The following is a 25,816-nucleotide window of genomic DNA, read 5'->3' on the forward strand; positions in this document are numbered from 1 at the left end:
CATCGCTCATGGCGCAAGGTGCCCAATAGGACAGCAGGCGGCCCACAATCGGCCGCCTGCTTCTCGAAAGTCGGGTCACTGGCCCGAGTTTCCCTGCGCGAGAGCGTTATTCGTGATGTTCGCCATATTCTGCAGGGTGACTTGTGGCGTCTGACGACCCGCAAGCATGTTGCCAATCTGCGTGGTCATCTCTTGCTCCGCGGAGTAGAGCGAAGCGAGTCGCGGAGAGAAGTAGGCGTACTTCAACTCGTTCGGAGCAACTCCCTGATTCGGGTGTGTCTTGATGTAGCTCGTCCATTCCGGGTTGGTGAGCGCGCTCTGCCGGACCGGGAGATAGCCCGTCTGTTCTGCCCACTCGATGGTGGATGGCACAGAAATGAGGAAGTTCAAATACTTCGCCGCCGCGGCTTTCTGAGCGGGTGTCGCTGCGTTAAAGATCACCAGATTCAAACCAGCCGTGGGGACGGCGTAGGTCACGCCCTTCGGAAGCGGCGCAACCTTCCAATGGATGTTCGGGTTGTTGATGAACGACATCGCGGCCACGGTATCGAGATCCATCGCGTACGCGTTCGTGTTGAAGCCGTCGGAGAGGTATTCGTTCGCGCCGATGACCTTCGCCGCATGTTCATCCACCAGGCGTTTCATGAAATTGAGTGCTGTGAGACCCGCTGAGCTGTTGAAGGCCGCCTTGGTGTTCGAAGCATTGAGGATCTGGCCTCCTGCCTGTTTTAAAAGCATCTCAAAGGTGTAATAGTTGCCCTGCAGGCCAAGGCCAGGGATACCTTCCTTTTTTTGAATTTTGATGGCATCCTGTTCGAGTTCACTCCACGTTTTTGGGGGCGAAGAGATTCCGGCTTTCTTCAAGTCATCCACGTTGTAGTAAAGCACGTAGGCAGATTTGTTGAAGGGTACGGACATCAACTTGCCGTTGTACGTGGAGTCCTGTCGCCAAATCGGGATCAGGTCGTTCTGCGTGGACTTGGGAATGACGGAGTCCAAGGGCTCAATCAGCCCATTCTGCACGTAGTTCGTCTCCCACGTCTCTTCGACCTGGGCCACAGTCGGCTCGGTGTTGGACGCAATGGCGGCCGTCAACTTCTGCTCCAATGTGCTATACGAGCCATTGAAGATGAGCTGGACATGGATGTTCGGATTTTGCTTCTCAAATGCATTGGTCAGCTTCTGAAGCTCTACACCAAGCTTTCCTGGCATGGATTCCTCAAAGGTGATGGTCACGGGTTGCGCGGTACTTGGGGCTTGTCCAGCGGAATTGGCGGACTTCGTCATGGGGATGCCTCCTCCGCCTCCTGTCTCCTCATCGCCACAGCCGGTGGCCATGAAGGTGCACATCACCACCGCAGTCGCCGTCGCCATGAGAGCCCTCTTTTTGGAATTCACACTGACCTCTCCTTTCGATGAACAAAATTTTATCTAATGCCGCTGCGCGCAATGCCCTCCACAAAGTACCGCTGTCCTACGAGGAACACGATGGCCAGTGGAACCATGCAGAAAGTCGCAGCGGCCATTAGCTGGTTGTACTCGGTCCCGACGTCCGACGTGAAGTTCATCAGACCTACGGGTACCGTGTCCAAGGACTGGGAGTTCGATACGACGACCACCCAGAGGAACGAGTTCCAACTGCCAATGAACTTAATGAGCCCTGCCGTGATCCAGACGGGCTTCGTGAGTGGCATGACGATTTGAAAAAGTGTGCGTACGGGATGCAGACCGTCCAACTCGGCTGCCTCGAAAATCTCGCTTGGCATGGACAGAAAGAATTGGCGCATGAGAAAGATGGTGAACACGCTCACGAGCCACGGCACGATGATGCCCTGGTAGGTGCTCATCCAATGGAGCTTGGCCACCGTGATGTAATTCGGTATGAGCAGCAGCTCGCCAGGCACCATCAACGTCGCCAGGAGCGCGACGAAGAGCGTCCGCTTACCAGCAAAATCAAGCCGCGCAAATGCGTACGCAGCCATCGCCCCAAGCGTCAGGTCAAACGCAGTTTCCACGCCAGAAATGAAGAGGCTGTTCAAAAAATAGCGACCGAAGGGCGCGGATTTCCACGCGGTCGAGTAATTGTTCCACTCAAACGGGTGTGGCCACAGGGAAGGCGTCGCCGTGAGCACTTCGCCGGCCGGTTTGAGCGACGTCGATATCATCCAGATGAACGGCCCAAGGACGAACAGCGTGACCACAATCAGCGCCGCATAAATGAATAGCTTTCGCATGCTTGCTCCTCCATCAGGACTCGTAATGGACGCGTCGCTGCAGCGTCATCTGCAGAAGCGTGCACGCGAGAATGATGACAAACAGAATGTAGGCGGATGCGCTTGCGTAGCCCATCCGATAGTCACTAAAGCCTTCGGTAAACATGTAGTACAGCATGGTTAGACCGCTGTCGTTCGGCCCGTCGGTCGCGCCGTACAGGACGTAGACGGGTAGAAACACCTTGAAGGCCTCGATGGTGCTCATCAGAAGGACGAAGAACGTCGTCGGGGAAAGAAGTGGCCATGTGACGTGACGAAAGAGGTGCCAGCCGTGCGCACCGTCGACGCGTGCGGCTTCGTAGTATTCGCGGCTGATGTTCTGCAAGCCTGCCAGAAAGAGGACCGATATATAGCCCAAGCTTTGCCACACGCTGAGCGTCACCAGGCAGATCATGGTGTCCTGGGGCGTGTTGAGCCAGTCCGGACCTTGAATCCCGATTTGGCGCAGGAGATCGTTCAACAGGCCGTATTGGCCGTTAAAGATCCACTGCCATACAATCCCGGTCGCTGCGATGGACGTCACGTAGGGAAGGAAGATGGCGGTTCTGAAAAACGCCCTGAAGCGAATCCTCGCGTTCAGCAGAAGCGCCACGGCCAGCCCCAAGGCCATCACGATGGGCACATACAAGACGACGAAGAGGAGCGTGTTGATGACTGCTCGGTGAAACAGGGGATCCTCAAAAATTTGGACGTAGTTTTGCAAGCCTACGAATTGCTTGTGGGGGCTAATCATGTCCCAATGAAAAAAGCTGATCACGAAGGACTCAAAGATGGGATACAGGGTGAACACGGCCAAGAGGATGAGTGTTGGCAGCAGCATCATATAGGCCGTGATGGTTCTTCGGGCCTTCAACGTCATTGCGGAATCCCTCTCAAAAGAAGCATGTCGTGCCTTGGCTTCCACTCCACCGACATTGTCACAGCATCGGTCAGACAGATCAAGTGAAGATTGAGTAAAGGGAACTTCACATAAATTCAAAATCGAAGTATGTTCTCAGCTCCTTTCGTGTGGTATTCTGTAATGCTCGGCCGCGACCGAGCTTACATAAGGGAGCGATGAGTGTGGACAAGTCGACGCGCATCACATTCTTCGGGGGGACGCGCACGATCGGTGGAACCATCTGTCGCGTGAAGACGTCCTCCAGCCAAATCGTGTTCGACATGGGGCACGTGGTTCGCCCAGAATCGCCGATGTTTTCCGGCTCGTTGCGCCCGCGCTCGACGGCTGACCTGCGAGCCGTCGGCATTCTTCCGGATATTCCTGAGCTTTATCAAATCGAGAAGCCGGAGTCTATGGCGATCTGCATAAGTCATAACCACTTGGATCATACCGCGCTTTTGCCGTATATGGCAAATGAAATCTCGGTTTTTTCGACGAAAGAGACCTGTAAGATCTTGAAGCTTATCTCGGAAGCCGGAATCGAAGATCAACCTCCACTCCAGTTGACCGGCGTCGACGCCGAGACGTGGCACAGCGTCGGCGACCTGCGATTTCAGTTCGTTCCTGTCGATCACGACACGCCTGGCGCGGCTGCCATCTTCATCGCTGCGCCCGATCTGCGGCTCGTATACAGCGGGGATCTCAGGTTTCACGGATGGCGGCCCGAGGTATCGCGCGCGTTTGTCGAAAAGGCGCGCACGTTCGAGCCAGACGTGCTGCTGGTGGAGGGAACGCGAGCCGGGGACGAGGGGCGCCCGCAAGTGACGGAGCAGGAGCTCGTCCGTCACATGGTGGAAGCCATGGCGGGCGAGGAGCGAATGGTGTACTTCAACGCGTACCCGCGCCACCCCGAGCGCGTTCTCGCGTTTGCTCGTGCTGCCCAGGAGGCGGGACGCACGCCCGTGTTCGAGGCGAGAACGCTCTACGTGGCCTCCCATTTCGCGGGCGGAGTGCCAGAGAGCGTGCATGTCTGGGCGGACGATTCACTCACAGACCCTGTAAGGGAATGGCTGGCCTCTTTGAAACTTCCGCTCGTTCGCCCGGAGGACCTCCGAGACGCGCCGTGCGGGTTCGCTGCGGAACTCGCGTACGACAAACTGTGGCGCCTGATCGATCTCGGCTCCGCCGCCAACGGCCTGTACATCCACTCCAACGGCGCTCCCCTTGGCCCGTTCGATCCGGCCTGGGACAATCTCCAGCGGTGGTTGGCTCACTTCGGCGTGAGCTTCCGTGCGCTGGGCACGAGCGGCCACGCTTCGCTCTCCGAGATCGAACAGGCTGTCGAGGAAATCCGACCACGCGTCTACCTGCCGATTCACTCGTTTCATCCGGAGTGCGTGGTGGCGGAGGGCATCCCGCGCGTTCTGCCCGAGGAGCGCGTGGAATACACGCTGTCGGATCTTCTCGCCGCTGCGTCCGTGGCAACCCGCGCGTAGAGGGCGGGCCAGGTGATTCACTCACCTGGCCCATCACGCCGCGCGCAATTTTCGTCTTGCGAAAAGGAAAGCAGCGCTTGCGAATCCTTGGGCGCCCAGGATCATGCCAATCACGCCGCGCCAGCCCATGTCCGTCCAGAACAAGCCGCCCAAGGAACCGATGACGCTGGATCCGGTGTAATAGCAAAAGAGGTACAAAGCCGATGCCTGCGCTCGCTGCGCGCCGCCGAGCCTCCCGACGCTCGACGAGGCGATGGAGTGCGCCCCAAAGAATCCGAAGGTAAAAATCACCATACCGATGATCACCTCGGCGAGACCCCGCGCGCACGTGATGATCGCGCCTGCCGCCATGATCGCGATGTTCAGCGGCAGCACGCGATGACGTCCGATTCGATCCGCCAGGCTCCCCATGAACGATGAGCTGAACGTGCCTGCTAGATAGGCAAAGAAGAGAAGGCCGATGACGGAAGTCGAGAGGTGATAAGGCGCGCGAGCGAGGCGAAACCCCATGTAGGTGTAGAGGGACACGAATCCGCCCATGAGCAGCCCGCCTAGGAGATACAAGGCGTCCAGTTCCGGACGCTTCACCGCGTGCGCGAAGCGGGACACGATGTCCGAGACGCCGTCCCTTCTTGGGACAAAGTGACGCGAGGCGGGCAACGACCACGCCACGTAGGCGCTGAGTGCCAAGCTGACGCCTCCGAAGATGAGCATGCCCATCCGCCACGAGGCGTGACCGGCTGCGACGCTCATGAGCACGCGCCCCAGTAGGCCTCCGAGCGTGTTCCCGCTGATGTAGAGGCCCATGGCCAAGCCGAGGCTCGATGCCTCCACTTCTTCGCTCAAGTACGTCATGGCCACGGCGGGCAGTCCCGCCAGCGTCAATCCCTCCAAGGCCCGCGCGGCGACGATCTCCCAGAACGTCGGCACCATACCCACCGCGAATTGAAGGACGGACGACGAGAACAGGGAGAACAGCATGATGGGCTTGCGGCCGAATCGGTCGGACAACGATGCAAAGATGGGCAGGGAAAGGGCGAGCGTGAAGGTCGACGCGGAGAGCGCGAGACTCGCGGCCGCCGGCGAGCGCGCGAACGCCAAACTGAACGCAGGGATAAGCGGCTGCACGGCGTACAGATTGGCGAAGATCACAAGTCCTGCAGCCAAAAAGGCGATGCTTACGCGCCGATAGACCGACGTGCCTCGCGCGATATAGCCATGATCTCCAGGTGAACGCGATGGGAGCACGAGACAAACCCTCTTCCTCGAAGCCAAGTTCACCATTTGAGGATACGACGATCTCGCCCGCAAGGCCAGCGCGTGACATTCGCAGCGAGATTCGGATGGCGGTACAATGGAACCGCATGGCCATCTCACGAGGCGTGATATGGATGCCTTTCGAAAGGGACGGTGGCATGAGGTTCGTCTCGCGCTGCCTTCGGGCACTCGATTGCAAGCCGATGGTGGCGTTCGCCGCCATCGCCGCGGTGTGTCTGGGATTTTGGACCGTTCCGGCGCCCAAAACCTTCGCGAGCGCGTCTGTGTCCATGGCGACGGCTGTGGGATACGGCGGATACTACGTGGCGGACGAGTGGGTGCCTGTGCACGTGTGGGTCCGTAACGACGGCTCTGCCGTCATGGCGAAGCTGGTGCTTCGCGTGAGCGGGCCATCCATCGGGGATCGTCACGTTGCGGGCGCGTTGACGTGGCCGCTTTGGCTCACGAAGGGAGGGACGACGTCCACCTTTATCGACGTGCCGGGATTTGCGCTGTCGCAGGGCGCCGAGTTGAATCTTGTCTTGGATGGACGGGTTGTCTCCACTTCGTGGCTCGGAGGCAACAGCGTCTCTCATGTCGATCTCGTTGGCGTCGTGAGCGACAGTTCGCAGGCCACGCAGTTCCTCGCGGGCGCGAGTGCAGACGGCACTCCCGTGTTGCCGGTTGCGCTCAGACCGCAGGACCTGCCGACGTCCGCGCAGGCGCTCTGCGATCTGAGCGCGCTTGTGGCCAACGTGGACGAGCTGGAGGCGCTGTCCAAGGCGCAGGCGGAATCGCTCGCCACATGGGTGGATGAAGGCGGGCTGCTCGTCGTGACGGGCACGGGCACCTTACCTTCAGCGCTCGGCACGCTTCCGATTGCTCCTGGCGCGTTCCAGGTGGTGGACGGAGATCCGCTCGCGAGCTTCGCAGGCACGAGCGGCGGGCCCGGTCAAATCGAGTCCACCGCGGGGCAGGTCGCGGCCGAGGCCCGGCTCTGGGCGGGATCGAACGCGGAACCGCTGGTCGCCAGCGAATCGTTCGGCCGGGGGCAGATCTGGCAGACATCCTTTTCCCCGCTGGATCCGGATCTGTTAGCTTGGCCGGGAAATGCGCAGATGTGGACGGCCCTGTTTCACGACGCCGGCATTGCGCAGACAGCGGATGCGGCTGTCTCGGGTATGCTTCGCCCAACGGGTGGCCTCAGCCTGACGAGCGTGGGCGACGCGCTCGAGCCGCTGCGCATGCCGGGGCTCTCCACGTTCGCGTTGGTGCTACTCGGCTACCTTGTGGCGGCGGGGCCGGTGACGTTTTATGTGCTCCGGCGCGTTCGCCGGGCGGCGCTCGCCTGGGTGATCCTGCCCGCCCTGAGCGGCCTCACCACGGTGGGCATCTTTGCGCTTGGCGGCTCGTCGCGGCCCGCGGGACTCCTGATGAATGGCGTCGGCGTAATGGATCTGCTCGGGGACGGGCGCGCGTTTGAGTACGGCGCGCTCGCCATCATGTCGCCGGACAGCGGCAACGACGTGCTTCGGTTGCCTCCTGCGGACAATGTCTTGACCCTGCAGAGCGACAATCAGCCTGTGGCAAACGCCCGGATCGAGCACGGCGGCGACGCCACCCTGGTATCGCTGACCGACGTGCCGCGCTGGCACGTGCGCTACGTGTTTGCGTCGGGATTCGACGAAGGTGCAGGACGGATCCAGTGCAATTTCAAGGAAGCCTATGGGCTTTTGTTCGGCACGGTGACGAACGAGACACAGATGACGCTAGCCGATGTGGCCGTGGTGTACAACGGGACGCTGGTCAAGGTGGGTACGCTCGCGCCAGGCCAGACGAGGTCGCTCAACGCGAGCCAGGAGGTGCCGACCTCGTCCTGGATCTCCGATTATGGGGTCTACAATCGCCAGCTCACGCACGGAATTGGCCGAACGCTTGGCGCGTATTTGTCCGGCCTGGCTGCGGGATGGCGCCAGGGCTCTGCGGCGGCGCTCGTCCTCGCCACGGCCGATCGCGGCCTTCCCGAGTTGGCGGGGCCATCAAATCAACGCGCCGTGGCGAGCGAGAAGACGCTGGTGCTCGTGCGCGAGTACGCACCGGTGATGCCGGTGGTGGAGGCGGGATCGTGATTCTCACGCAGAATCTCACCAAGCGGTACGGAAAGACGCTGGCGGTGAACAACCTCAACCTCAACATCGAGCGTGGGGTCATCTTCGGGCTGGTGGGCGAGAACGGGGCTGGCAAAACCACGGCGCTGTCGATGCTCGCGACGCTGACGTTGCCGTCGTCTGGGCGGGCTTACGTCTGCGGCCACGAGGTGACGAGGGAACCGCAGGCGGTCCGCCGGGCCATCGGCTACATGCCGGACTCGTTCGGCGTCTACGACGACCTCACCGTGATGGAATACCTGCGTTTCTTCGCCCAGTGCTACGGCGTGGATAGGCGGACCATCTCGCGCCGCGCGGAGGAACTCTTGGAACGGGTTCGCCTCGCGGACAAGCGGGACATCTACGTCAACCACCTGTCGCGCGGCATGCAGCAGCGCCTCGAGGTCGCGCGCTGCCTGATGCACGATCCGGACGTGCTCATTTTGGACGAACCGTCGAGCGGCCTCGATCCGAAGTCGCGGCTCGAGATGCGGTCGGTGCTCGCAGGGCTTCGCGAGTTGGGCAAGACCGTGATCATCAGCACGCACATTCTGAACGAGCTCGCCGAGGTGGCCGACGAGGTGGGCATCCTGCTGCGGGGCGAACTCGTGGCCGTGGCCGCGGTTCAGGTGATGGTCCAGCATTCGAGCGCCTACCGCACGATTGTGATCGACGGCCGGGATCTCGGCGATCGCTTCGTCAAGGCGCTCTTTGCCGATCCGCACGTCGCCGAGGTCCGCCCGCTCGCGCCTGGGTGGGAGGTGCTCTACGCGGGCACGCTGGCGCAGCAGGCCGAGCTTTTGAGCCGGCTCGTCGCGGAAGGGTTTTCCATCACGCAGTTCCGCGAGCAACCCACGGACATCGAGCAGCTGTTCCTGCGCCTCGCCGCGATTCAGGAGGGGGTGATCTCGTGAACCTGCACCTGAATCCCCTGCTCCTGAAGGAGTTCCGCCAGCGCATGCGCACCATTCGGGCGCCGCTCGTCATCACGGCGTATCTGTTTGCCATGAGCGCGCTCACGGTGTTTCTTCTGTACGAAAACGTGCAGGGGCAGTTGTATTTGGTCCAGCCCACGAAGAGCCAGCAGGTGTTTGCCTTGGTCAGCCTCTTGCAGATGGTGGTGGTGGCGTTTTTGGCGCCGGCTTTCGCGTCCGGCTCGGTGAGCGGCGAACGCGAACGAAAGACGCTGGCGGTCCTTCTGACCACACCGGTCGGCCCCTTTGGCATTCTGTTCGGGAAGGTCGTCTCTTCAAGCGCGCTGTTGGTCCTGCTTGTGGTACTGACCCTGCCCGTGTACAGCCTCGTGTTCCTGTATGGCGGCGCTGTCCCGGCGCAGGTCGCGTCCGTGCTCGGGTTTCAACTGGTGACGATTGTGGTCATTTCAGCGGTCTGTGTGCTGTTTTCGACCATCGCGCTGCGGTCCACGTGGAGCACGGTCTTCGCGTACGGCAGCGTGGGACTCATGACGGTGATTTTCGGGGCGCTCGGCTACGGGCTGAAATCGCTGTACGAGCAGAATCCCATCGACTACTCGGCGCTCGTGTGGTCTCACTTTTTCTACGCGCTGGATCCGCTGTACGTCGAGGCCGCGTTCTTGGGTGTGGTGTCTGCCAGGCCGCACGTGTGGGTGCCTTTTGTGGAGTTTTACGCGGTCGTGATCGCCATCCTGTTGGTCCCGAGCCTTTGGCGGCTCAGGCCGCAGTGGTTCTCGTGGCTGCCCTTCGTGAGTGGCACCGAGAAGCAATATCAGTGAGGGCGGGGCTTGTCGCCTGACGCTTGTCATAGCGAGGGCGAGCGGCGCGTACAGGTGTAAGGACCTGTGCGCGTGGGGGTGGACGAGGTGATGGCCGTCCAGATGGCCTTCGGGCTCTGCATGGTCCTGTTTGGCGCGGAGCTCTTCACCAACGCCGTGGAGTGGCTCGGCGCGAAGCTCGGCCTTGGCGAGGGGGCAGTGGGGAGCGTGCTGGCGGCGCTCGGAACGGCGCTGCCCGAGACGGCGGTTCCCATGACGGCGATTGTGCTCGGCGGCGGGCACGAGGCGGAGCAGGTTGGGATGGGGGGGATCCTGGGAGCGCCTTTTCTCTTGGTCACGCTGGGTGGGCTGGTCCTCGCGCTGGCCGCCACGCTGTTTCGCGCGGGGCATCCTCCGTACGGAATGGCGGTCACCAGCCGGGCCTTTCTGCGCGATCTCGCCTTTTTCCTGGTCGGGTTTTCGCTCTCCCTCGCGCCCGCGGCGTGGCCGGCGCCGGCGTTCAAAGTGCCGGTCGCGTGCCTCCTCGTCGGCTGGTACGCCGCGTTCGTCCGCGCGCACTTGCGAGATCGCGCAACGACAGGCTCGGCGGCCGACCTGCGGCCGCTTTACCTGAACCTTCGCGGCGGCCATCCGGCCGCGGCCACCGTCCTCCTGCAGCTCGCCTTCGCGCTCGCGCTCGTGGTGGGCGGCGCACATCTTCTCACGAAGGGCGTCGAGGCCCTCGCGGCGCAGATGCAGATGCCCACGTTTCTGCTTTCCGCACTCATCGTTCCCATTGCGACCGAATTGCCCGAGACGCTGAACAGCGTCGTCTGGATGCGAGGCCGAAAGGACGGCCTCGCGGTCGGCAACATCACGGGCGCCATGGTGTTTCAGGGGACGCTCGTGCCCGCCATCGGCATGCTCTTCACGGACTGGGCGTTCACGCGCGCCGCTTGGTGGGCCGCCGGGCTCACGGTCGCCGCCGCCCTGTTTCTGCTGGTTGTGGTGCGCCTGACGTCGCGCGTCGAACCGTGGGCGCTCGCCTTCGCCTCCATCGCGTACTTTGCGTTTCCCCTCGCCGCTTTCCAGCCGAACGCGCTGCCGCCGTCTGTGCGCTTCGCGCTTGCGGCGGCCATCTCGGCCGCGTCGGCGCTCGGCGCCTTCCTGCTCGTGCGGCGGCGCACCCTGCCAACTCGCCGCTAGCTCCTACGCTTCCCGCGCGAGATCGCGAAACACCGCCTCGAGCGCTTCCGCTGTCTCCTCGATGTCGGCGTCGCTGTGCACCGCCGAGACGAACCAGGCCTCGTACTTGGACGGCGCGATGAGGATGCCGCGATCGGACAGCAGGTGAAAGAAGCGGGCGAAGCGCTGGCTGTCCGTTCTCGTGGCCGCGTCGTAATCGCGCACAGGTTCGCGGCCAAAATAGATGGTGAACGCGCCGCCGACGCGGTTGACGACGATGTCCACCCCGTTCGCCCGCGCCGCCGACTCGGCCGCGTCCACGAGGAATGCCGCGCGGCGCGCCATCTCGTCGTACAGCCGAGGATCGGACAGCACGCGCAGACATGCCATGCCTGTGCGCATCGAGAGCGGGTTGCCGGCCATCGTGCCGGCCTGATACGCCGGCCCGAGCGGCGCCACCTGCTCCATGATGTCCCGCCGCCCGCCGTAGGCGCCGATGGGCAATCCTCCGCCGATGATCTTGCCGAGCGCATACAGGTCTGGATGCACGCCGTACAGCTGCGCCGCGCTTCCGTAGTGAAAGCGAAACGCCGTGATCACCTCGTCAAAGATGACGAGCGCCCCGACCTCATGGGCGAGATCGATCACGTCGGCCAAGTAGCGATCGTCGACGGGCGGGACGATGCCAAAATTGCCCACGATGGGTTCGACCAACACGGCCGCGAGCTCCGGTCCGTGCGCGGCGAGCGCCTGCTTCAAGGCGTCGCGATGGTTGAAGGGTACGGTGACGATCTCGCTCGCGACGTTGCGCGTGACGCCCGCGCTGTCCGGCACGCCGATGGACGAGGGGCCGCTGCCTGCCGCCACAAGCATGGCGTCCGAGTGGCCGTGGTAACACCCGGCGAACTTCAGCACCTTCGTGCGCCCCGTGTAGGCGCGCGCGACGCGGACCGTGGTCATCACGGCTTCTGTCCCGGAGTTGACAAATCGAATTCGCTCGAGGTCCGGGATGGCGGCGCGCAGCATCTCCGCAAACTCCACCTCGTACGGCGTGGGCGTGCCGTAGAGCACACCGTCCTCCGCCGCCTTCTGAATCGCGCGCGTGATGGCCGGATGTGCGTGGCCGAGGATGGACGGGCCGTAGCCGGCGAGGTAGTCGATGTACCGGTTGCCGTCCACGTCGTACAGGTAAGGCCCTTCTCCGCGGACCATGACCACGGGCGTGCCCCCGCCGACCGACTTGTACGATCGCGACGGGCTGTTCACGCCTCCCAAGATGACCTGTTGAGCTCGTTGAAACCAGACTTCGGATTGCGGTCGTTCCATGCCATGCCCCTCCTTCGCGCACCATTGTTTCAACTGCACAAGGCGCAGTCAAGGGAAACGGCGATGGCATCATCGGGGCGCTCACGGGGCATCGTAGGGAAAAGGCGTGCGGAGGAGATGGATCATGCGGATGTCGCCCCTTGACATGGCGCGAAGATCGATGCAGCAGACGCACTCGGCGGTTGGCAACGCGCAGGAGGTGCGCATTCTCGGTTTGGAACGCGGCATCCCCACAGGGAAATCCTCGCCAGACAAGCCGTATCATCGCTGACGGATGCTTGGGTTCGATGCCCCCGTTCGATTTGACACAGGCTTTGCGCCTTCCTTATAATTCGCGATAGCACCATGCGACACGTTGGATATCGCCATCGTAGATGAAGAAGCAGAGTACAAGCGGTTTGGGCTGTTCCAGAGAGAGTGCGCCGTGGCTGCAAGCGACTCCAGCCTGCGTTTGGAAAGACGGCTTCGGATATCGCGCTTGCCGTTTCACGCGGTGGGCGCGCGTGGACGGCGCGTTAAGCCGAAGAGGGGAACCTGTACAGGTTCAAGCAGGGTGGCACCGCGGAAGCGCTCTTTCGTCCCTGCCGATGTGGATCGGCATCGACGAAAGGGCGCTTTTTCGCGCAGACAGGCGGAGCCGCGTTCGCGGTTCCCCTTGGTGCGGCGGAGAAGAGAAGGAGGGAGCGCGCGTGGAGATTCGGCGGCCGAGAGGCATGCAGGATATTTTGCCGGGCGCCGTGGAGGCGTGGCAGGCGCTTGAGGCAGTCGTGCGGGACGTGTTCGAACGGGCGAACTACGAGGAGATCCGCACGCCCATCTTTGAGCACACGGAGTTGTTCGAGCGCGGCGTGGGGGAGACGACGGACATCGTGTCCAAGGAGATGTACACCTTTTTGGATCGCGGCGGACGGAGCGTGACCCTGCGCCCGGAAGGAACGGCCGGCGTCGTGCGAGCTTACGTGGAAAACAAGCTATACGGCCAAGGCAGCCTGACCAAGGTGTACTACCTCGGGCCCATGTTCCGCTACGAGAAGCCTCAGCGGGGACGCCTTCGCCAGCTGCATCAGGTGGGTGTGGAGGTGCTCGGCTCCGAACTGCCGGCCATCGACGCCGAGGTCATCGAACTCGGGTATTCGCTTCTGAAAAAGGTCGGCATGCGCGACATGACCGTGGAACTCAATTCGGTCGGCTGCAGCGTCTGCCGGCCTCGTCACCGCGAAAAGATGATCGAGCGCCTGTTACCGCACAAGGAGGAACTCTGCGGGGATTGCCAGGTGCGCCTCGAGAAGAACCCGCTTCGCCTGTTCGACTGCAAGAACGAGTCGTGCCAACAGGTCTTGCGCGAAGCGAACGTGCCGTACATCGTCGACGAACTTTGCGACGACTGCCGCAAGCACCTCGACGCGGTGGAAGGGTACCTCCGCGCGATGGACGTGCCCTATCGCCTCGAGAAGTCGCTCGTCCGCGGCCTGGATTACTACACGCGGACCGCGTGGGAGATCACCGTTCCCAACTTCTCGACCGTGCTCGGCGGGGGGCGCTACAATCGGCTGGTCGCGGAGCTCGGCGGACCCGACGTGCCAGGCATCGGCTTCGCCGCGGGGATGGACCGCGTCCTTGCTGTGCTCGAGGCGCAGGGCGTGTCGCTGGGCGAGAGACAGCCGCTCGACGCGTTCATCTGCGTGGCGGATGAGACGGCCGAACACACCGCCATGGCGGTGCTCACGTCGCTCAGGCGGCTCGGCGTTCGCTGCGATCGCGACTACCAAGGGCGCAGCCTCAAGTCGCAGTTCAAGCAGGCCGATCGCCTCGGTGCGAAATTCGCCGTCGTGATCGGCGAGAGCGAGCTCGCCAAGGGGGCTGCCACCGTCAAGCACCTGGCGACCGGTGAGCAGCGCGACGTGCCGTTCGGGCAGTTGGCGGATCGGATTCGCGAAGGAGGATGGACATAAGTGGTGGAGGAGAAGCAAGTCGTGGCGTCGCGTTGGCGGACCCACTGGGTGGCCGACACGGTGCGCGTAGAACCCAAATCCGAGGTGCGCCTCGCCGGCTGGGTGCAGCGCCGGCGCGATCTCGGCAGCGTCGTGTTCGTCGATCTGCGCGATCGCACCGGCATCGTGCAGCTCGTGTTCGATCGCGCCCGCGGCACGTCCGATGAGGCGATGGAGGTCGCGGACCGGCTGCGAAGCGAGTACGTGATCGTCGTGGATGGCACCGTGGAGAAGCGCGATCCCGATACCGTCAATCCGAAGATCGAGACGGGCGAGATTGAGGTCGTGGTGAAACGTGCGCGCATCGAGGGCGCGGCCAAGACGCCGCCGTTTTACATCGAGGACGGCATCCAGGTCGAGGAACCCGTGCGGCTCCGCTACCGATACCTCGATCTCCGCCGCCCGGAGATGCAGCGCATCTTCGCGCTTCGCCACCAGGCCATCCGGGCGTTTCGCCGGTATCTCGACGATCACGGCTTTCTCGAGATCGAGACGCCCATGTTGACCAAGTCCACGCCGGAAGGGGCGCGCGATTACCTGGTGCCGAGCCGCCTGCAGCCCGGCGAGTTCTACGCCCTGCCACAGTCGCCGCAGATCTTCAAGCAGTTGCTCATGGTCGCGGGCTTTGAGCGGTATTATCAGGTGGCGCGCTGCTTCCGCGACGAGGACCTGCGGGCGGATCGGCAGCCGGAGTTCACGCAGCTCGACATTGAGACGTCGTTTCTCCCGAAGGACGAGCTCATGTCGATGATGGAGGACATGATGGCCTCCGTCTTCAAGGAAGTGGCGGGCATCGAGGTGCCGCGGCCTTTTCTGCGCCTGCCGTACCAGGAGGCGATGGACAAGTACGGGTCGGACAAGCCGGATCTCCGCTTCGGCATGGAGATGGCCGATCTCGCCGATCTCTTCGAAGGCACGAGCTTCCGCGTCTTCGCCGACGTCCTGGAGAAAGGCGGCGTGATCAAGGCGCTCGTGGCGCCCGGTTGCGCCTCGTACAGCCGCAAGCAGACGGACGATCTCGTCGCGTTCGTCAAGCCGTACGGGCTGGGCGGCCTCGCGTACGTCGCGGTTCAGGAGAATGGGTTCAAATCGTCCATTGCGAAGTTCTTCACGGACGACGATTTTCGTCGAATCGCCGAGCGCGCCGGCGCCAAAGTGGGGGATCTGGTGCTCATCGGCGCCGGGCCGCGAGAGACGGTGCTGCCGGCCATGGGCGCGCTCCGCTTGCACCTCGGACAGGAACTGGGCCTCGTCGACGAGTCGCAGTATCGGTTCCTGTGGGTGACGGATTTCCCGCTCCTCTCGTGGGACGAGGAGGAACAGCGCTGGGTGGCGGAGCACCATCCGTTCACCATGCCGCGGGAGGAGGATATCCCGCTTCTCGACACTGATCCCGGCCGGGTGCGCGCGCAGGCCTATGACATGGTGCTGAACGGGTACGAAATCGGCGGCGGGTCGATGCGCATCTATCGCCGCGACGTGCAGGAGAAGATGTTTGCGGCGCTCGGCTTTTCGCCGGAAGAGGCGCAGGAGAAGTTCGGTTTTCTCTTGAACGCGTTCGAGTATGGAACGCCGCCGCACGGGGGCATTGCCTTCGGGCTGGACCGCATTATCATGTTGCTCACCGGGGCAAAGTCGCTGCGCGACGTCATTGCGTTCCCGAAGACGGCGAGCGGAACGGACCTCATGGTGGGCGCCCCGAGTGAGGTTTCGGAGGCGCAGCTCGAAGTGCTTCATCTCCGCGTGCGAAAGACGAAGGATTGAAGGATGGGCGTGGCTTTGGGCCGCGCCCGTTTCTTTGGGTGCGCCCGGCATGGGCGGTAGCTTGACTTTAGGATCGAACAGTGGACACCGCGAATCGAGAAGAGCCTGGATGGTTGGGACACCAAGGGTCGCGAGGATCTCCATCCTCTCTTTCATGGTATGTGGGTGTACGCGTGCAGAGGTCATCTTGCCGAATGGCCCACTCGAGTGACACGGTCTTAGCTTATGATAGCTATGCCAAAATGCCGAGGTGGTGAGGCGTGAGAAGACAGGAGGCCAAGCTCGATGTAGCGAAGCCAATTCATCGGGCTATCGGGATCGGAACGGCTATTTTGCTTCTCATGCGCCAGATCACTGTTGGCGGGGTGTTCATTTCGCCCGGGAATATCTCACTATCACTGTCTGGTTTTTTTACAGGGTCGGGTGCAGACGGAAAGAATGAAGTGGATAAGCGGCTGCTCGACGCGATCGATTTTGTGACGGCGCTTTTGCTTATTGTCAATGAACTTCAGGTTATTGGTACGTACCTCACGGCTGGGCGGTTTACGATTGTCGTGAGTGGCCCACTGTTTGGCTCAGAAGCTGTGGCAGGATATACACCCACGGCACGGGAATTCGCGCGAGACTTTAGCAGTTTAGTCACCACGGTCATTCGCCCGTTTTGACGGAGGAGGCGCCGGATGATGGCGCAGTCGGTGGAGACGAGAAACGGACAACGCGCGTTCAACCATGGGGTGAAGGTCGTTCCATCTCTTGGTGCTGTCTACCTCATGGGGATTTTGCTCGCAACATTTACCTTTTTCTTCACGAAGCCGGTAAAGAGAGGGGAATAGGTGAATGAGGCTTGTATGCAAAAGGGAGCCCTTTCGCCCTCTTGCGCCTGCCACACAAGCCCGACCGAGTCAGGTCTCTTAGCTCAAGATCGGGCTGGATTCGTTCATCATGCTGCTTACTTACGGGCGCGAACTGGATGTGTGACGTGCTCGCGTCCCCGAAGATGGCGAGCGGGACGGATCTCATGGTGGGTGCGCCGTTCGAGGTTTCGGAGGCGCAACTCGAGGTGTTGGACATGCGCGTTCGGAGAACAAAGGATGATAGGGCGCGGCATAGAGACGCGCCTTTGTTTTTCGCGACGGCAGGGATGGCGGGATGGCGAATGGAATACATCGTGAGTAGAGGATGGATGGGTCGGAAAGGACCTTCGCCTCTTTTTGAGGAGATGGAATGAGGGTGGATGATGTATGCCTTATCTGCATGAGTGGTTGCACGTTCATGCACTCGCGCGCCCGGCGCATCCCGCGATGTATTTTCTCGGAACTGCGATCACGTATGGGGAACTCGACGCTTATGCCTTCGCCATGAGCGCGCTTCTCGCCGAGCTCGGGCTTCGGAAAGGGGACGCCATCGCGCTTTACATGCCGAACATGCCTCATTTCTTGATCGCAAAGTTGGGCGCGGAACGACTTGGCGTCGCTGTCTCGCCCATGAGTCCCCTCGCGAAGGAATGGGAAGTGGAGTATCAGCTTCAGGACCTTGGGGCGAAGCTCGTCATCTGTGATGACGACCGATTGGACATCGCACGCGTGGTATGCGAGAAATTAGGGATTTCGCATCTCTTGTCCGCCTATTTGTTTGACTTTTCAGTCAGATCGGTTGCGGCGAAAGCGGAATCGGGGCTGCCCGCGCCCGGCGATCTCCTCATGCCTCGTCTGCTCGACCGGCTGGGGCGATCCGCGAAGGGCTCCGTGGATGGGGACGACACGTGCCTCATCATGTACACGTCGGGATCGACGGGGATGCCGAAAGGCGCCATGCTGACGTACGCGAACGCGGCGTACAAAGCCGAGGCGGTCGTCACGGCGTCCCGGTTAACTGAGGACGACGTGGTGCTCGGCGTCATGCCGGTTTGCCACATCGCGGGCCTCCTGATGGGTGCCTGTGCGACCGTGCGTGCCGGAGCGACGCTCGTGCTACTCCCCAAGTTCGATCCCGAAGTAGCTATGGACGCGATTCAACTTCATCGCGTGACGGTGATGTACACGGTGACGCCGATGAATCTCGCAATCATGCAGCACCCCAGATCCGGTCACACCGATTTCTCCAGCCTGAGGCTGAATCCGTGCACGAGCTTCGGGGTGCCCGTGACGGATCGCGTCGCGGCCGAATGGAAAGCGCTTACGGGGGTGCCGCTCTACGAAGCGGCTTATGGCCTTACGGAGACACACACTGCGGACACGCAGATGCCGCTCGATGCCATCCGCTATGGGACGCACGGCAAGCCGATTCCGGGCACGCAAATCCGCATTGCGCCGCTAGACGACCCCACGGGGGAACTAGGGCCGGGTGAAGAGGGCGAGATTTGGATTCGGAGTCCGGGCGTCATGAAAGGCTATCTCCACCGAGAGGAAGCGACCCGTGAGGCGCTTCAGGATGGATGGCTGCGCACGGGCGACATCGGGCTCATGGATGACGACGGATATCTCATCTTCCGAGGGCGCAAGAAAGAGATGATCAAGTGCTCGGGGTACAGCGTCTTTCCCGAAGAAGTCGAGCACTGGTTGTCTCGCCACGAGGCCATCCGCCAGGTGGCGGTCATCGGGGTGCCAGACCCGCAGAAGGGCGAGGTGGTCAAGGCATTTGTGGTTCTGGAACCGTCGTATGTCGGCAGAGTGACGGAAGCGGACATCATCGCGTGGAGTCGCGAAAAGATAGCGCATTACAAGTGTCCTCGCCACGTCGAGTTTCGCGAGTCGCTGCCGGCCACGGGCACCGGGAAAGTCCTTCGGCGCGTGCTCGCGGAAGAGGAAGCGGCGAAGCGGAGACAAGCGACCTGATGGGGGATGCTCAGAGAGCACCGAGGTGACAGTGGTGCTTCCTACACGATTTTGTCGGAGGGTGCTATTCGTTCTGCCGAAAGGCGCGACGAACCCGATGGCCATCGTTCGGAGCGGGTATTGACGATGCTGTAACAGATAACCATGTGGAAACCAAAGAACGGCTGTTACACGTGTCGCCGCGCACGATGCCCGAATGGGGCACGAGCGCGGCGACAATGATGTTGAGGATGCTCATATCAGGCATCACAGGGCGGTGTTGCACCGGTAGTGGATTGATTGAAGGAGACGTGCATCTGTCGATGAGGCTGCGAAATGGCGAACGGTTGACTGGAGTCGCAGTCTGCTGTACATTACATTTACCGACATCGATATAGATGGTGATCGATATGAAAAATGATGACCTCCTCGATCGTCTTCACGCCTTGGCAGACAAGAGCCGATTTCACATTCTTCAACTGATGGCCAAAGGGGCGATCGCAACGTGCTGCGATCGTATCGAGGCGTATGAAAACGGGTGCTGCGTCGCAGATGTGGTGGCTGTGACTGGACTATCACAACCAACTGTCTCCCACCATCTCAAAGTTCTCGAGAAGGTGGGGTTGGTTCGCAGAGAATCTCGCGGCCCTTGGACTTGTTACTTTCCGAATCCTGAAGCGCTACAGGAGGTGGTTCACGCACTCACGACCGAGCTGATCACGGCGGTTGACTTTCACCAAAATGAGAAAGGAGGGTGTTGTCCATGTTCGCATGGAAGCCCCATGTCGCCATCAACGTGCGAAACTTCCATGAATCGCTGAAGTTCTATCAAATCTTATTTGGCGTCGAACCTGTTCGCGTTCGGCGAGGTTACGCTAAGTTTGATCTGGAAACACCTCCTCTCAATTTTTCCTTAAACGAGCGTGCATTCGGCGAGGTGGGAGCTCTGAACCACCTTGGATTGCAAGTGTCGTCTACGGAGGAAGTCCTAGCTGCTAAGACACGATTGGAAGAAGCGGGGCTCGCGACCTTCGATGAGATGAATACTACGTGTTGTTACGCGTTGCAGGACAAGATTTGGGTAACAGATCCAAATGGGGTTCGGTGGGAAGTTTTTGCGATCCTTGACCAAGAGGACGACCGTGTAGCTGGGTCAAGGATTCTGGTCGAAAAGTCCACAGAGACATGTTGTACGACCTGTCCGACGGGTTCCTCGTCGATGGAATGAAGTATCCAAATCCATGGTCAGGTTTGGTTGGTCACGTTCACAACAAGGAGAGACCTCATGACGTACGTCGCAATTTCGTTGTTTTTGGTCACGCTCATCTTCGTCATATGGCAACCGAGAGGCTTGTCGATTGGCTGGAGCGCGATGGCGGGGGCGGCGCTCGCCCTTCTGTTCCACGTGGTCACTTGGCGCGATGTAGGGTCTGTGACTCGAATCGTGTGGGACGCGACCCTCGCCTTCGTGGCCATCATTGTGATTTCCACGGTGCTTGACCAAGTCGGATTTTTCGAGTGGGCAGCTTTGAAGATGGCGAAAGCCGCGCGTGGAGATGGGAAGAAGGTCTTCTTGTACGTGATCCTTCTCGGCGCCCTTGTGGCTGCTGTGTGCGCCAACGATGGCGCAGCCTTGATCCTCACGCCCATCGTTCTGGAGAAGATGAAGCTGCTCCAATTCGATGCCCGTCGCATGTTTCCATTCGTCATCGCCAGCGGCTTCATCGCGGACACCACGTCGCTTCCGCTCGTAGTGAGCAACCTTGTGAATATCGTGTCGGCGGACTATTTCCACATTGGCTTTCTGACCTATCTTGCAAACATGATTGTGCCCGATCTCGTCTCCTTTCTCGCGAGCGCCGGGGTACTCTATCTATATTTCCGAAGGGACATCCCGGAGCGTTACGATCCGGATTTCCTCCCTCGACCGGCCGAAGCCATTGTGCACCGAGGACTGTTTCGCGCTTCTTGGGTCTTGCTCATTGCGCTCATGGCAGGCTACATGGTGACGGAGATCGCGCATGTACCTGTGTCGTTTGTGGCTGGGACCATCGCCATTGCCTTACTGGTGTACGGCGGTCGCGTCCGGGTGATTCGGCCCTGGTCCGTCATTCGGGGCGCGCCGTGGGCGATTGTGTTTTTCTCCGTCGGCATGTATGTCGTGGTGTATGGGCTGCGCAACGTGGGCCTGACCCGCCTCCTTGGGGGGCTCATTCAAGTCCTTGCCGATCACGGATTGCTAGTCGGCACGCTTGGGATGGGCTTTCTCGCGGCCGTGTTGTCGAGTGTGATGAACAATATGCCGACCGTGATGATTGACGCGCTCGCCATTCACGGTGCCCATGTTTCACATCTCGTGAAGACGTCGTTGGTGTATGCCAATGTCATAGGGTGTGACTTGGGTCCGAAACTGACACCCATAGGTTCGTTGGCGACGCTTCTTTGGTTGCACGTCCTTCGCCAAAAGGGTGTCACGATCACATGGAGCACCTATATTCGGACCGGTGTCATCCTGACCATTCCGACGTTGTTGCTCACTTTGATGGGGTTATATGGGTGGCTGGCGATCGTGAACTAGTGTTCGCCATCGCAACTATGGGAGAGGAGTGAATCCTGCATGTCATGCAAGCGAATTTATTTCCTGTGCACTGGTAATTCATGCAGAAGTCAAATGGCTGAAGGATGGGCGCGCCATCTGGGAGGAGAGCGGATCGAAGTTCAGAGTGCAGGCGTCGAGGCGCACGGCTTGAATCCCCGCGCCGTGCAGGTGATGCGCGAGGTGGGGATTGACATTTCGCATCATCGGTCGAAACTCATCGATCCGGACTTTCTCGAACAAGCGGATTATGTCATCACCTTGTGCGGTGACGCGAACGACCGTTGTCCCGTGACGCCGCCGCACGTGAAACGCCTCCACTGGGGATTTCCCGATCCAGCTAAGGCGACGGGATCGGAGGAAGAGATTCTGAACCAGTTTCGCCAAGTTCGCGACGCCATCGGCGCGCGGATCCGGGAGTTTCTCGAGGAGGAACTGTCATGAATGTGGATGTGCGAATCGCGACACGAGAAGATATGGCGGCGATTTTGTCGATCTACAACCAGGGCATTGAAGATCGAATCGCGACGTTGGAGCAGGATCTCAAGGATATGGCGTACATTGAATCGTGGTTTTCTCAACACAACAGCCGATATCCGGTCTTTGTGGCGACCGTGGGTTCGAACGTCGTCGGTTGGGCGGATCTGCATCCGTACTCGCATCGATGTGCTTATGCGGGCGTAGGTGAACTTTCCGTCTATGTCGAGCGGAGTTGGCGAGGCAAGGGCGTGGGACAGGCCCTGCTGCGTCAGTTGGAGAGCCACGCAGTGGAACATGGCTTTCACAAGCTGGTGTTGGCAACGTTTCCTTTCAATCAGGCAGGGCAGGGTCTATATCGAAAGATGGGGTTTCGAGAAGTCGGGATCTTTCGAAGGCAAGGGAAATTGGATGGCCAGTGGGTCGATGTCATGTGGATGGAAAAGTTGCTCGTGTAGTACGTGATAGCTTCGCGTGGACATGTCGAGACCCATGGAACTCCAAGCGAGCTTCCTGAGGTCACCTCTGATGCAGCGGATTATTGCTCTGCCCAAATCGTGCTCGCCGAGGTTCCTTGCGGAACTACGTGCATATTGGGTTTGGGCAGGGCTTGTTCTCACGGAAAAATTCAAGATACAAAGGGAAACGCGCCGAATTGGCCGCAAACAAACCTCGTGGTTCAGTGATGCGGCTTATAAGGCCTGCTGGAGAAGGACTTCGATGACAGCGCTCTGTGACGTGTCAGCGCGGTGAAATCCCCATACGGGAACGTGACACGGTCCCCCCTCCTTTTCCTCCACCCGCAAAGCGTGTATAATCGTTAAAAGTTGAGTGGACGACTAGGAATTGCGCAGCCTTGTGAGGCGAACGCGAATGGATCTCTTTTCACTTGCTTCGGAACACGAAGCGGAGCGCGAGGCTCCGCTCGCCTACCGGATGAGGCCGAGATCGCTCGACGAGATGGTGGGACACGAAAATCTCGTGGGCCGAGATGGCATTCTGCGCCGGATGATCGAGCGGGATCGCCTGATGTCCATCATTTTGTATGGGCCGCCCGGCACGGGCAAAACGACCATCGCCGAAGTCATTGCGCGCCAGACCAAGGCCCGCTTCATCCCGCTGAACGCGGTGACGTCGGGCATCGCCGATGTGCGAAAGGCCGTCGAGACCGCGCGAGAGGAGCGGGACCTGTACGGGCGGCGCACCGTGGTCTTTCTCGATGAAATTCACCGCTTCAACAAGAACCAACAGGACGCGCTGCTGCCGCACGTGGAGGCGGGGCTCCTCTCGCTCGTCGGCGCGACGACGGAGAATCCCTACTTCGATGTGAACGCGGCGCTTTTGTCGCGATCGCACGTGTTTCGCCTCGAGCCGCTTTCGCCGGACGACATCGGGCGCCTGGTGAACATGGCCATTGCGGACGAGGAGCGTGGGCTCGGCCGCATGCGTGTCAGGCTCCATCCGGACGCAAGGCGTGTGCTTACCCTGCAGGCGCGCGGTGACGCCCGGCGCGCGCTCAATTTGCTCGAACTCGCCGCCTTCGCGGCGCGCGTGGGGCCCGACGGCGCCACCGAGATTGGCATGCGCGAGGTCGAGGCGGCGCTTGAGGCGAGCGGTGGGCCTCGCTACGATCGCGCAGGCGACGATCACTACGACACCATCTCGGCGTTCATCAAGTCGGTGCGCGGATCGGACGTGAACGCGGCGATGCTGTGGCTTGCGAAGATGCTCGAGGGCGGCGAAGATCCCGCGTTCATCGCGCGCCGGCTGATGATCCTGGCGGCCGAGGATGTGGGCATGGCGGATCCGAACGCGCTGCCCATCGCCGTGAGCGGCTGGCAGGCGGCCATGGCCATCGGCATGCCGGAGGCGCGGATTGTGCTCGCGGAGGTGACCGCGTACCTCGCGAAAGCGCCGAAATCGAATCACGCGTACATGGCCATCAACCGCGCGCTGGACGACGTCAGGTCCGGCCTGCCGCTCGAGGTGCCGCTCCATCTGCGGAGCACGGCGTACAAAGGGGCCAAGGCCCTCGGGCATGGGGAAGGATACCTGTATCCGCACGACTACCCTGGCCATTACGTCGAGCAAAACTATTGGCCCATCGGCGTCGAGCCGCGCGTGTACTACCGGGAAGGAGACGATGACCGTGAAGATCTCGACGAAGGGCCGCTACGGCCTGATGCTCCTGGTCGATCTCGCCGAACAGCAGAGTGACCAGCCCATTTCCCTGAAGTCCATTGCGGAGCGAAACAACCTATCGGAGCACTACCTCGAACAGCTCATTGCGCCGCTTCGCAACGGCGGCTTCGTGCGGAGCATCCGGGGCGCCTACGGTGGGTACGTGCTGGCGAGGCATCCGCGCGAGATTGTCATTGAGGACGTGCTTCTCGCGCTCGAGGGGCCCATCACCATTGTGGACGAGGAGATGGATGACGGCCTGCAGGTGCTGTGGGACAGGCTGAGGGAGGCCATCCACGACGTGTTGTCGTCCATGACGCTGCAGGATCTCGTCGAGCTGCGCCAGGGGTCGTCGCAGGGCTACATGTACTACATCTGAACCGTGGGGGGTCAGCGATGATCTACCTAGACAACGCCGCGACGACCCCTCTGCTGCCTGCGGCCCGCGCTGCCATGGACCGTTATCTCGGTGACGCGTACGGCAATCCGTCGAGTCTGCACCGGCCGGGGCGCGAGGCCCGGCAAGCCGTCGAGGAAGCGCGCCGCTTCTTCGCCGACTGGCTGGGCGTCTCTCCCCGCGATCTCGCCTTCACAAGCGGCGGCACCGAGTCGAACAATCTCGCCCTCTACGGCGCGTATCTCGCGCAGCGCTCCAAGCGAATGCACGTCGTGACGACAGCGGTGGAACATCACGCGGTGCTCGAGGCCGTGGACAGGCTGCGCCTTTTCGGCGCAGACGTGACGGTCGTCCCGGTGGACTCGGAAGGGCGCGTCGATCCGGACGATGTAGTGCGCGCCCTACGCCCGGACACGGCGCTCGTGAGCGTCATGCTCGTCAACAACGAGGTCGGGACCGTCGAGCCGGTCGCCGAGATCGCACGTCGCGTCAAAGACGTGGATCCTGGGATTCTGGTACACAGCGACATGGTGCAGGCGCTGCCCGTCATGCGCCTGTCCCTCAAGGACTTGGGCGTCGATCTCGCCTCGTTCTCCGCGCACAAGGTGCACGGGCCGAAAGGCGTAGGCCTCCTGTACGTCCGATCCGGCACGCCCTTTGTGGCGCTTGCCGCCGGGGGTGAGCAGCAACACAGGCTTCGCGCGGGAACTGAACCGGTCGCCGGCATCGTGGGCTTTCACGCCGCCATGGCCGAGATTGCGGAGCACTTCGACGCGCATGCGGCCCATTTGGCCGCGCTCCGGGACGCGATGTGGCGCGCCATCGAATCGCTCGACGGCGCGTATCGCAACAGCCCGGCCGACGCGGTGCCTTCGATTCTCAACGTCGGTTTTCGGGGGATTCGCAACGACATCCTCCTCATGCGGCTGGACCTCGAGGGGGTGGCGGCGAGTGCCGGCGCGGCGTGCAGCGCGGGAAGCCTGGAGCCAAGCCACGTGCTCAGGGCCATGGGGCGAGCGCGAGAAGCGCGGGAGTCGATCCGTCTCAGTTTCGCCTGGCAAAACACCATGGAAGAGATTGGTGAATCGGCTGCCGTACTGTCGAAAGTCGTCGGGTCCCTGCGATCACGTTTCACAAATTCGTGACATTTGCCGCGTCAGCCAAGGCTTCTTTTCCTTTTTCTGCATTGCAATGCGCGTTGGATAGGCGTAGCATGGGTCACGGAATCTCGGTGGATGGATATTTCGGAACCTGAAATTTGGTTTTGGCTTTATTGTCCGTGGATAGACTGTTGGCAGGTT

Annotated in this window: 24 protein-coding genes; 19 read left to right on the forward strand and 5 right to left on the reverse strand. The window is 61.2% G+C overall.

The window, feature by feature from the left end; translation table 11 throughout:
• Window positions 1-75: 75 nt before the first annotated feature.
• From AC27E8_RS02175 to AC27E8_RS02185, 3 genes are read right to left on the reverse strand one after another with little or no spacing between them, the layout of a single operon-like run.
• On the reverse strand, window positions 76-1,374 hold the full coding sequence (locus AC27E8_RS02175; RefSeq protein ID WP_487099452.1) for an ABC transporter substrate-binding protein: 1,299 nt from the start codon (window positions 1,372-1,374) through the stop codon (window positions 76-78).
• Window positions 1,375-1,427: 53 nt separating this feature from the next.
• Window positions 1,428-2,234 (reverse strand): carbohydrate ABC transporter permease, encoded by an 807-nt coding sequence (locus tag AC27E8_RS02180; protein ID WP_487099451.1) that lies wholly within the window; start codon window positions 2,232-2,234, stop codon window positions 1,428-1,430.
• Between the two features lie 13 nt (window positions 2,235-2,247).
• The gene (locus AC27E8_RS02185) at window positions 2,248-3,132 is read right to left on the reverse strand and encodes a carbohydrate ABC transporter permease (protein ID WP_487099450.1); all 885 of its coding nucleotides are present in this window, start codon (window positions 3,130-3,132) and stop codon (window positions 2,248-2,250) included.
• A gap of 197 nt (window positions 3,133-3,329) precedes the next feature.
• Here AC27E8_RS02185 and AC27E8_RS02190 point away from each other — a divergent pair, with 197 nt between their 5' ends.
• Window positions 3,330-4,649 carry an MBL fold metallo-hydrolase gene (locus tag AC27E8_RS02190; protein ID WP_487099449.1) on the forward strand — a complete coding sequence of 440 codons (1,320 nt, stop codon included), beginning with the start codon at window positions 3,330-3,332 and terminating at the stop codon, window positions 4,647-4,649.
• Between the two features lie 33 nt (window positions 4,650-4,682).
• On the opposite strand, the gene AC27E8_RS02195 is transcribed toward AC27E8_RS02190, so the two are convergent.
• Window positions 4,683-5,897, reverse strand: coding sequence for an MFS transporter (locus AC27E8_RS02195; protein ID WP_487099448.1), 1,215 nt, complete (start codon window positions 5,895-5,897; stop codon window positions 4,683-4,685).
• 167 nt (window positions 5,898-6,064) lie between these two features.
• Here AC27E8_RS02195 and AC27E8_RS02200 point away from each other — a divergent pair, with 167 nt between their 5' ends.
• The 4 genes from AC27E8_RS02200 (at window position 6,065) to AC27E8_RS02215 (ending at window position 10,991) form a co-directional block, all read left to right on the forward strand.
• Complete coding sequence (locus AC27E8_RS02200) at window positions 6,065-8,035, forward strand: hypothetical protein (RefSeq protein ID WP_487099447.1); 1,971 nt, start codon at window positions 6,065-6,067, stop codon at window positions 8,033-8,035.
• Entirely contained in the window at window positions 8,032-8,967 is a 936-nt protein-coding gene (locus tag AC27E8_RS02205) for an ABC transporter ATP-binding protein (RefSeq protein WP_487099446.1), read from the forward strand. Before AC27E8_RS02200 ends, AC27E8_RS02205 begins: the two co-directional genes overlap by 4 nt.
• Window positions 8,964-9,806, forward strand: coding sequence for an ABC transporter permease (locus AC27E8_RS02210; RefSeq protein WP_487099445.1), 843 nt, complete (start codon window positions 8,964-8,966; stop codon window positions 9,804-9,806). Before AC27E8_RS02205 ends, AC27E8_RS02210 begins: the two co-directional genes overlap by 4 nt.
• A gap of 66 nt (window positions 9,807-9,872) precedes the next feature.
• Entirely contained in the window at window positions 9,873-10,991 is a 1,119-nt protein-coding gene (locus tag AC27E8_RS02215) for a sodium:calcium antiporter (RefSeq protein ID WP_487099444.1), read from the forward strand.
• Window positions 10,992-10,994: 3 nt separating this feature from the next.
• Here AC27E8_RS02215 and AC27E8_RS02220 read toward each other — a convergent pair whose 3' ends face one another.
• Entirely contained in the window at window positions 10,995-12,296 is a 1,302-nt protein-coding gene (locus AC27E8_RS02220; protein ID WP_487099443.1) for a glutamate-1-semialdehyde 2,1-aminomutase, read from the reverse strand.
• Between the two features lie 124 nt (window positions 12,297-12,420).
• On the opposite strand from AC27E8_RS02220, the gene AC27E8_RS02225 reads away from it, so the two are divergent.
• The 14 genes from AC27E8_RS02225 (at window position 12,421) to AC27E8_RS02290 (ending at window position 25,660) form a co-directional block, all read left to right on the forward strand.
• Window positions 12,421-12,567 carry a hypothetical protein gene (locus AC27E8_RS02225; RefSeq protein ID WP_367306969.1) on the forward strand — a complete coding sequence of 49 codons (147 nt, stop codon included), beginning with the start codon at window positions 12,421-12,423 and terminating at the stop codon, window positions 12,565-12,567.
• Window positions 12,568-12,985: 418 nt separating this feature from the next.
• Window positions 12,986-14,248 carry a histidine--tRNA ligase gene (gene hisS, locus AC27E8_RS02230; RefSeq protein WP_487099442.1) on the forward strand — a complete coding sequence of 421 codons (1,263 nt, stop codon included), beginning with the start codon at window positions 12,986-12,988 and terminating at the stop codon, window positions 14,246-14,248.
• Entirely contained in the window at window positions 14,249-16,051 is a 1,803-nt protein-coding gene (aspS, locus tag AC27E8_RS02235) for an aspartate--tRNA ligase (RefSeq protein ID WP_487099441.1), read from the forward strand.
• Between the two features lie 260 nt (window positions 16,052-16,311).
• Complete coding sequence (locus AC27E8_RS02240; protein WP_487099440.1) at window positions 16,312-16,716, forward strand: hypothetical protein; 405 nt, start codon at window positions 16,312-16,314, stop codon at window positions 16,714-16,716.
• Window positions 16,717-16,734: 18 nt separating this feature from the next.
• The gene (locus AC27E8_RS02245; protein WP_487111324.1) at window positions 16,735-16,884 is read left to right on the forward strand and encodes a hypothetical protein; all 150 of its coding nucleotides are present in this window, start codon (window positions 16,735-16,737) and stop codon (window positions 16,882-16,884) included.
• Between the two features lie 408 nt (window positions 16,885-17,292).
• On the forward strand, window positions 17,293-18,885 hold the full coding sequence (locus AC27E8_RS02250) for a class I adenylate-forming enzyme family protein (protein WP_487099438.1): 1,593 nt from the start codon (window positions 17,293-17,295) through the stop codon (window positions 18,883-18,885).
• Between the two features lie 389 nt (window positions 18,886-19,274).
• Window positions 19,275-19,685, forward strand: coding sequence for an ArsR/SmtB family transcription factor (locus AC27E8_RS02255; RefSeq protein WP_487111325.1), 411 nt, complete (start codon window positions 19,275-19,277; stop codon window positions 19,683-19,685).
• Window positions 19,628-20,092, forward strand: coding sequence for an ArsI/CadI family heavy metal resistance metalloenzyme (locus AC27E8_RS02260; RefSeq protein ID WP_487099436.1), 465 nt, complete (start codon window positions 19,628-19,630; stop codon window positions 20,090-20,092). Before AC27E8_RS02255 ends, AC27E8_RS02260 begins: the two co-directional genes overlap by 58 nt.
• A 57-nt stretch (window positions 20,093-20,149) precedes the next feature.
• On the forward strand, window positions 20,150-21,442 hold the full coding sequence (locus AC27E8_RS02265; RefSeq protein ID WP_487099435.1) for an arsenic transporter: 1,293 nt from the start codon (window positions 20,150-20,152) through the stop codon (window positions 21,440-21,442).
• Window positions 21,443-21,481: 39 nt separating this feature from the next.
• A complete protein-coding gene (arsC, locus tag AC27E8_RS02270; RefSeq protein ID WP_487099434.1) occupies window positions 21,482-21,904 on the forward strand; it encodes an arsenate reductase (thioredoxin) in 423 nt (140 codons plus the stop codon).
• Window positions 21,901-22,395 carry an arsinothricin resistance N-acetyltransferase ArsN1 family A gene (locus AC27E8_RS02275; protein WP_487099433.1) on the forward strand — a complete coding sequence of 165 codons (495 nt, stop codon included), beginning with the start codon at window positions 21,901-21,903 and terminating at the stop codon, window positions 22,393-22,395. Before arsC ends, AC27E8_RS02275 begins: the two co-directional genes overlap by 4 nt.
• Window positions 22,396-22,810: 415 nt before the next feature.
• A complete protein-coding gene (locus tag AC27E8_RS02280; protein ID WP_487099432.1) occupies window positions 22,811-24,154 on the forward strand; it encodes a replication-associated recombination protein A in 1,344 nt (447 codons plus the stop codon).
• The gene (gene cymR / locus AC27E8_RS02285) at window positions 24,087-24,497 is read left to right on the forward strand and encodes a cysteine metabolism transcriptional regulator CymR (protein WP_041695306.1); all 411 of its coding nucleotides are present in this window, start codon (window positions 24,087-24,089) and stop codon (window positions 24,495-24,497) included. The genes AC27E8_RS02280 and cymR overlap by 68 nt, the downstream gene beginning before the upstream one ends.
• A 17-nt stretch (window positions 24,498-24,514) precedes the next feature.
• Window positions 24,515-25,660, forward strand: a complete 1,146-nt coding sequence (locus AC27E8_RS02290) for a cysteine desulfurase family protein (RefSeq protein WP_487099431.1) — start codon at window positions 24,515-24,517, stop codon at window positions 25,658-25,660.
• Window positions 25,661-25,816 lie beyond the last annotated feature (156 nt).

This window comes from Alicyclobacillus sp. CIJ1 (assembly GCF_057538885.1).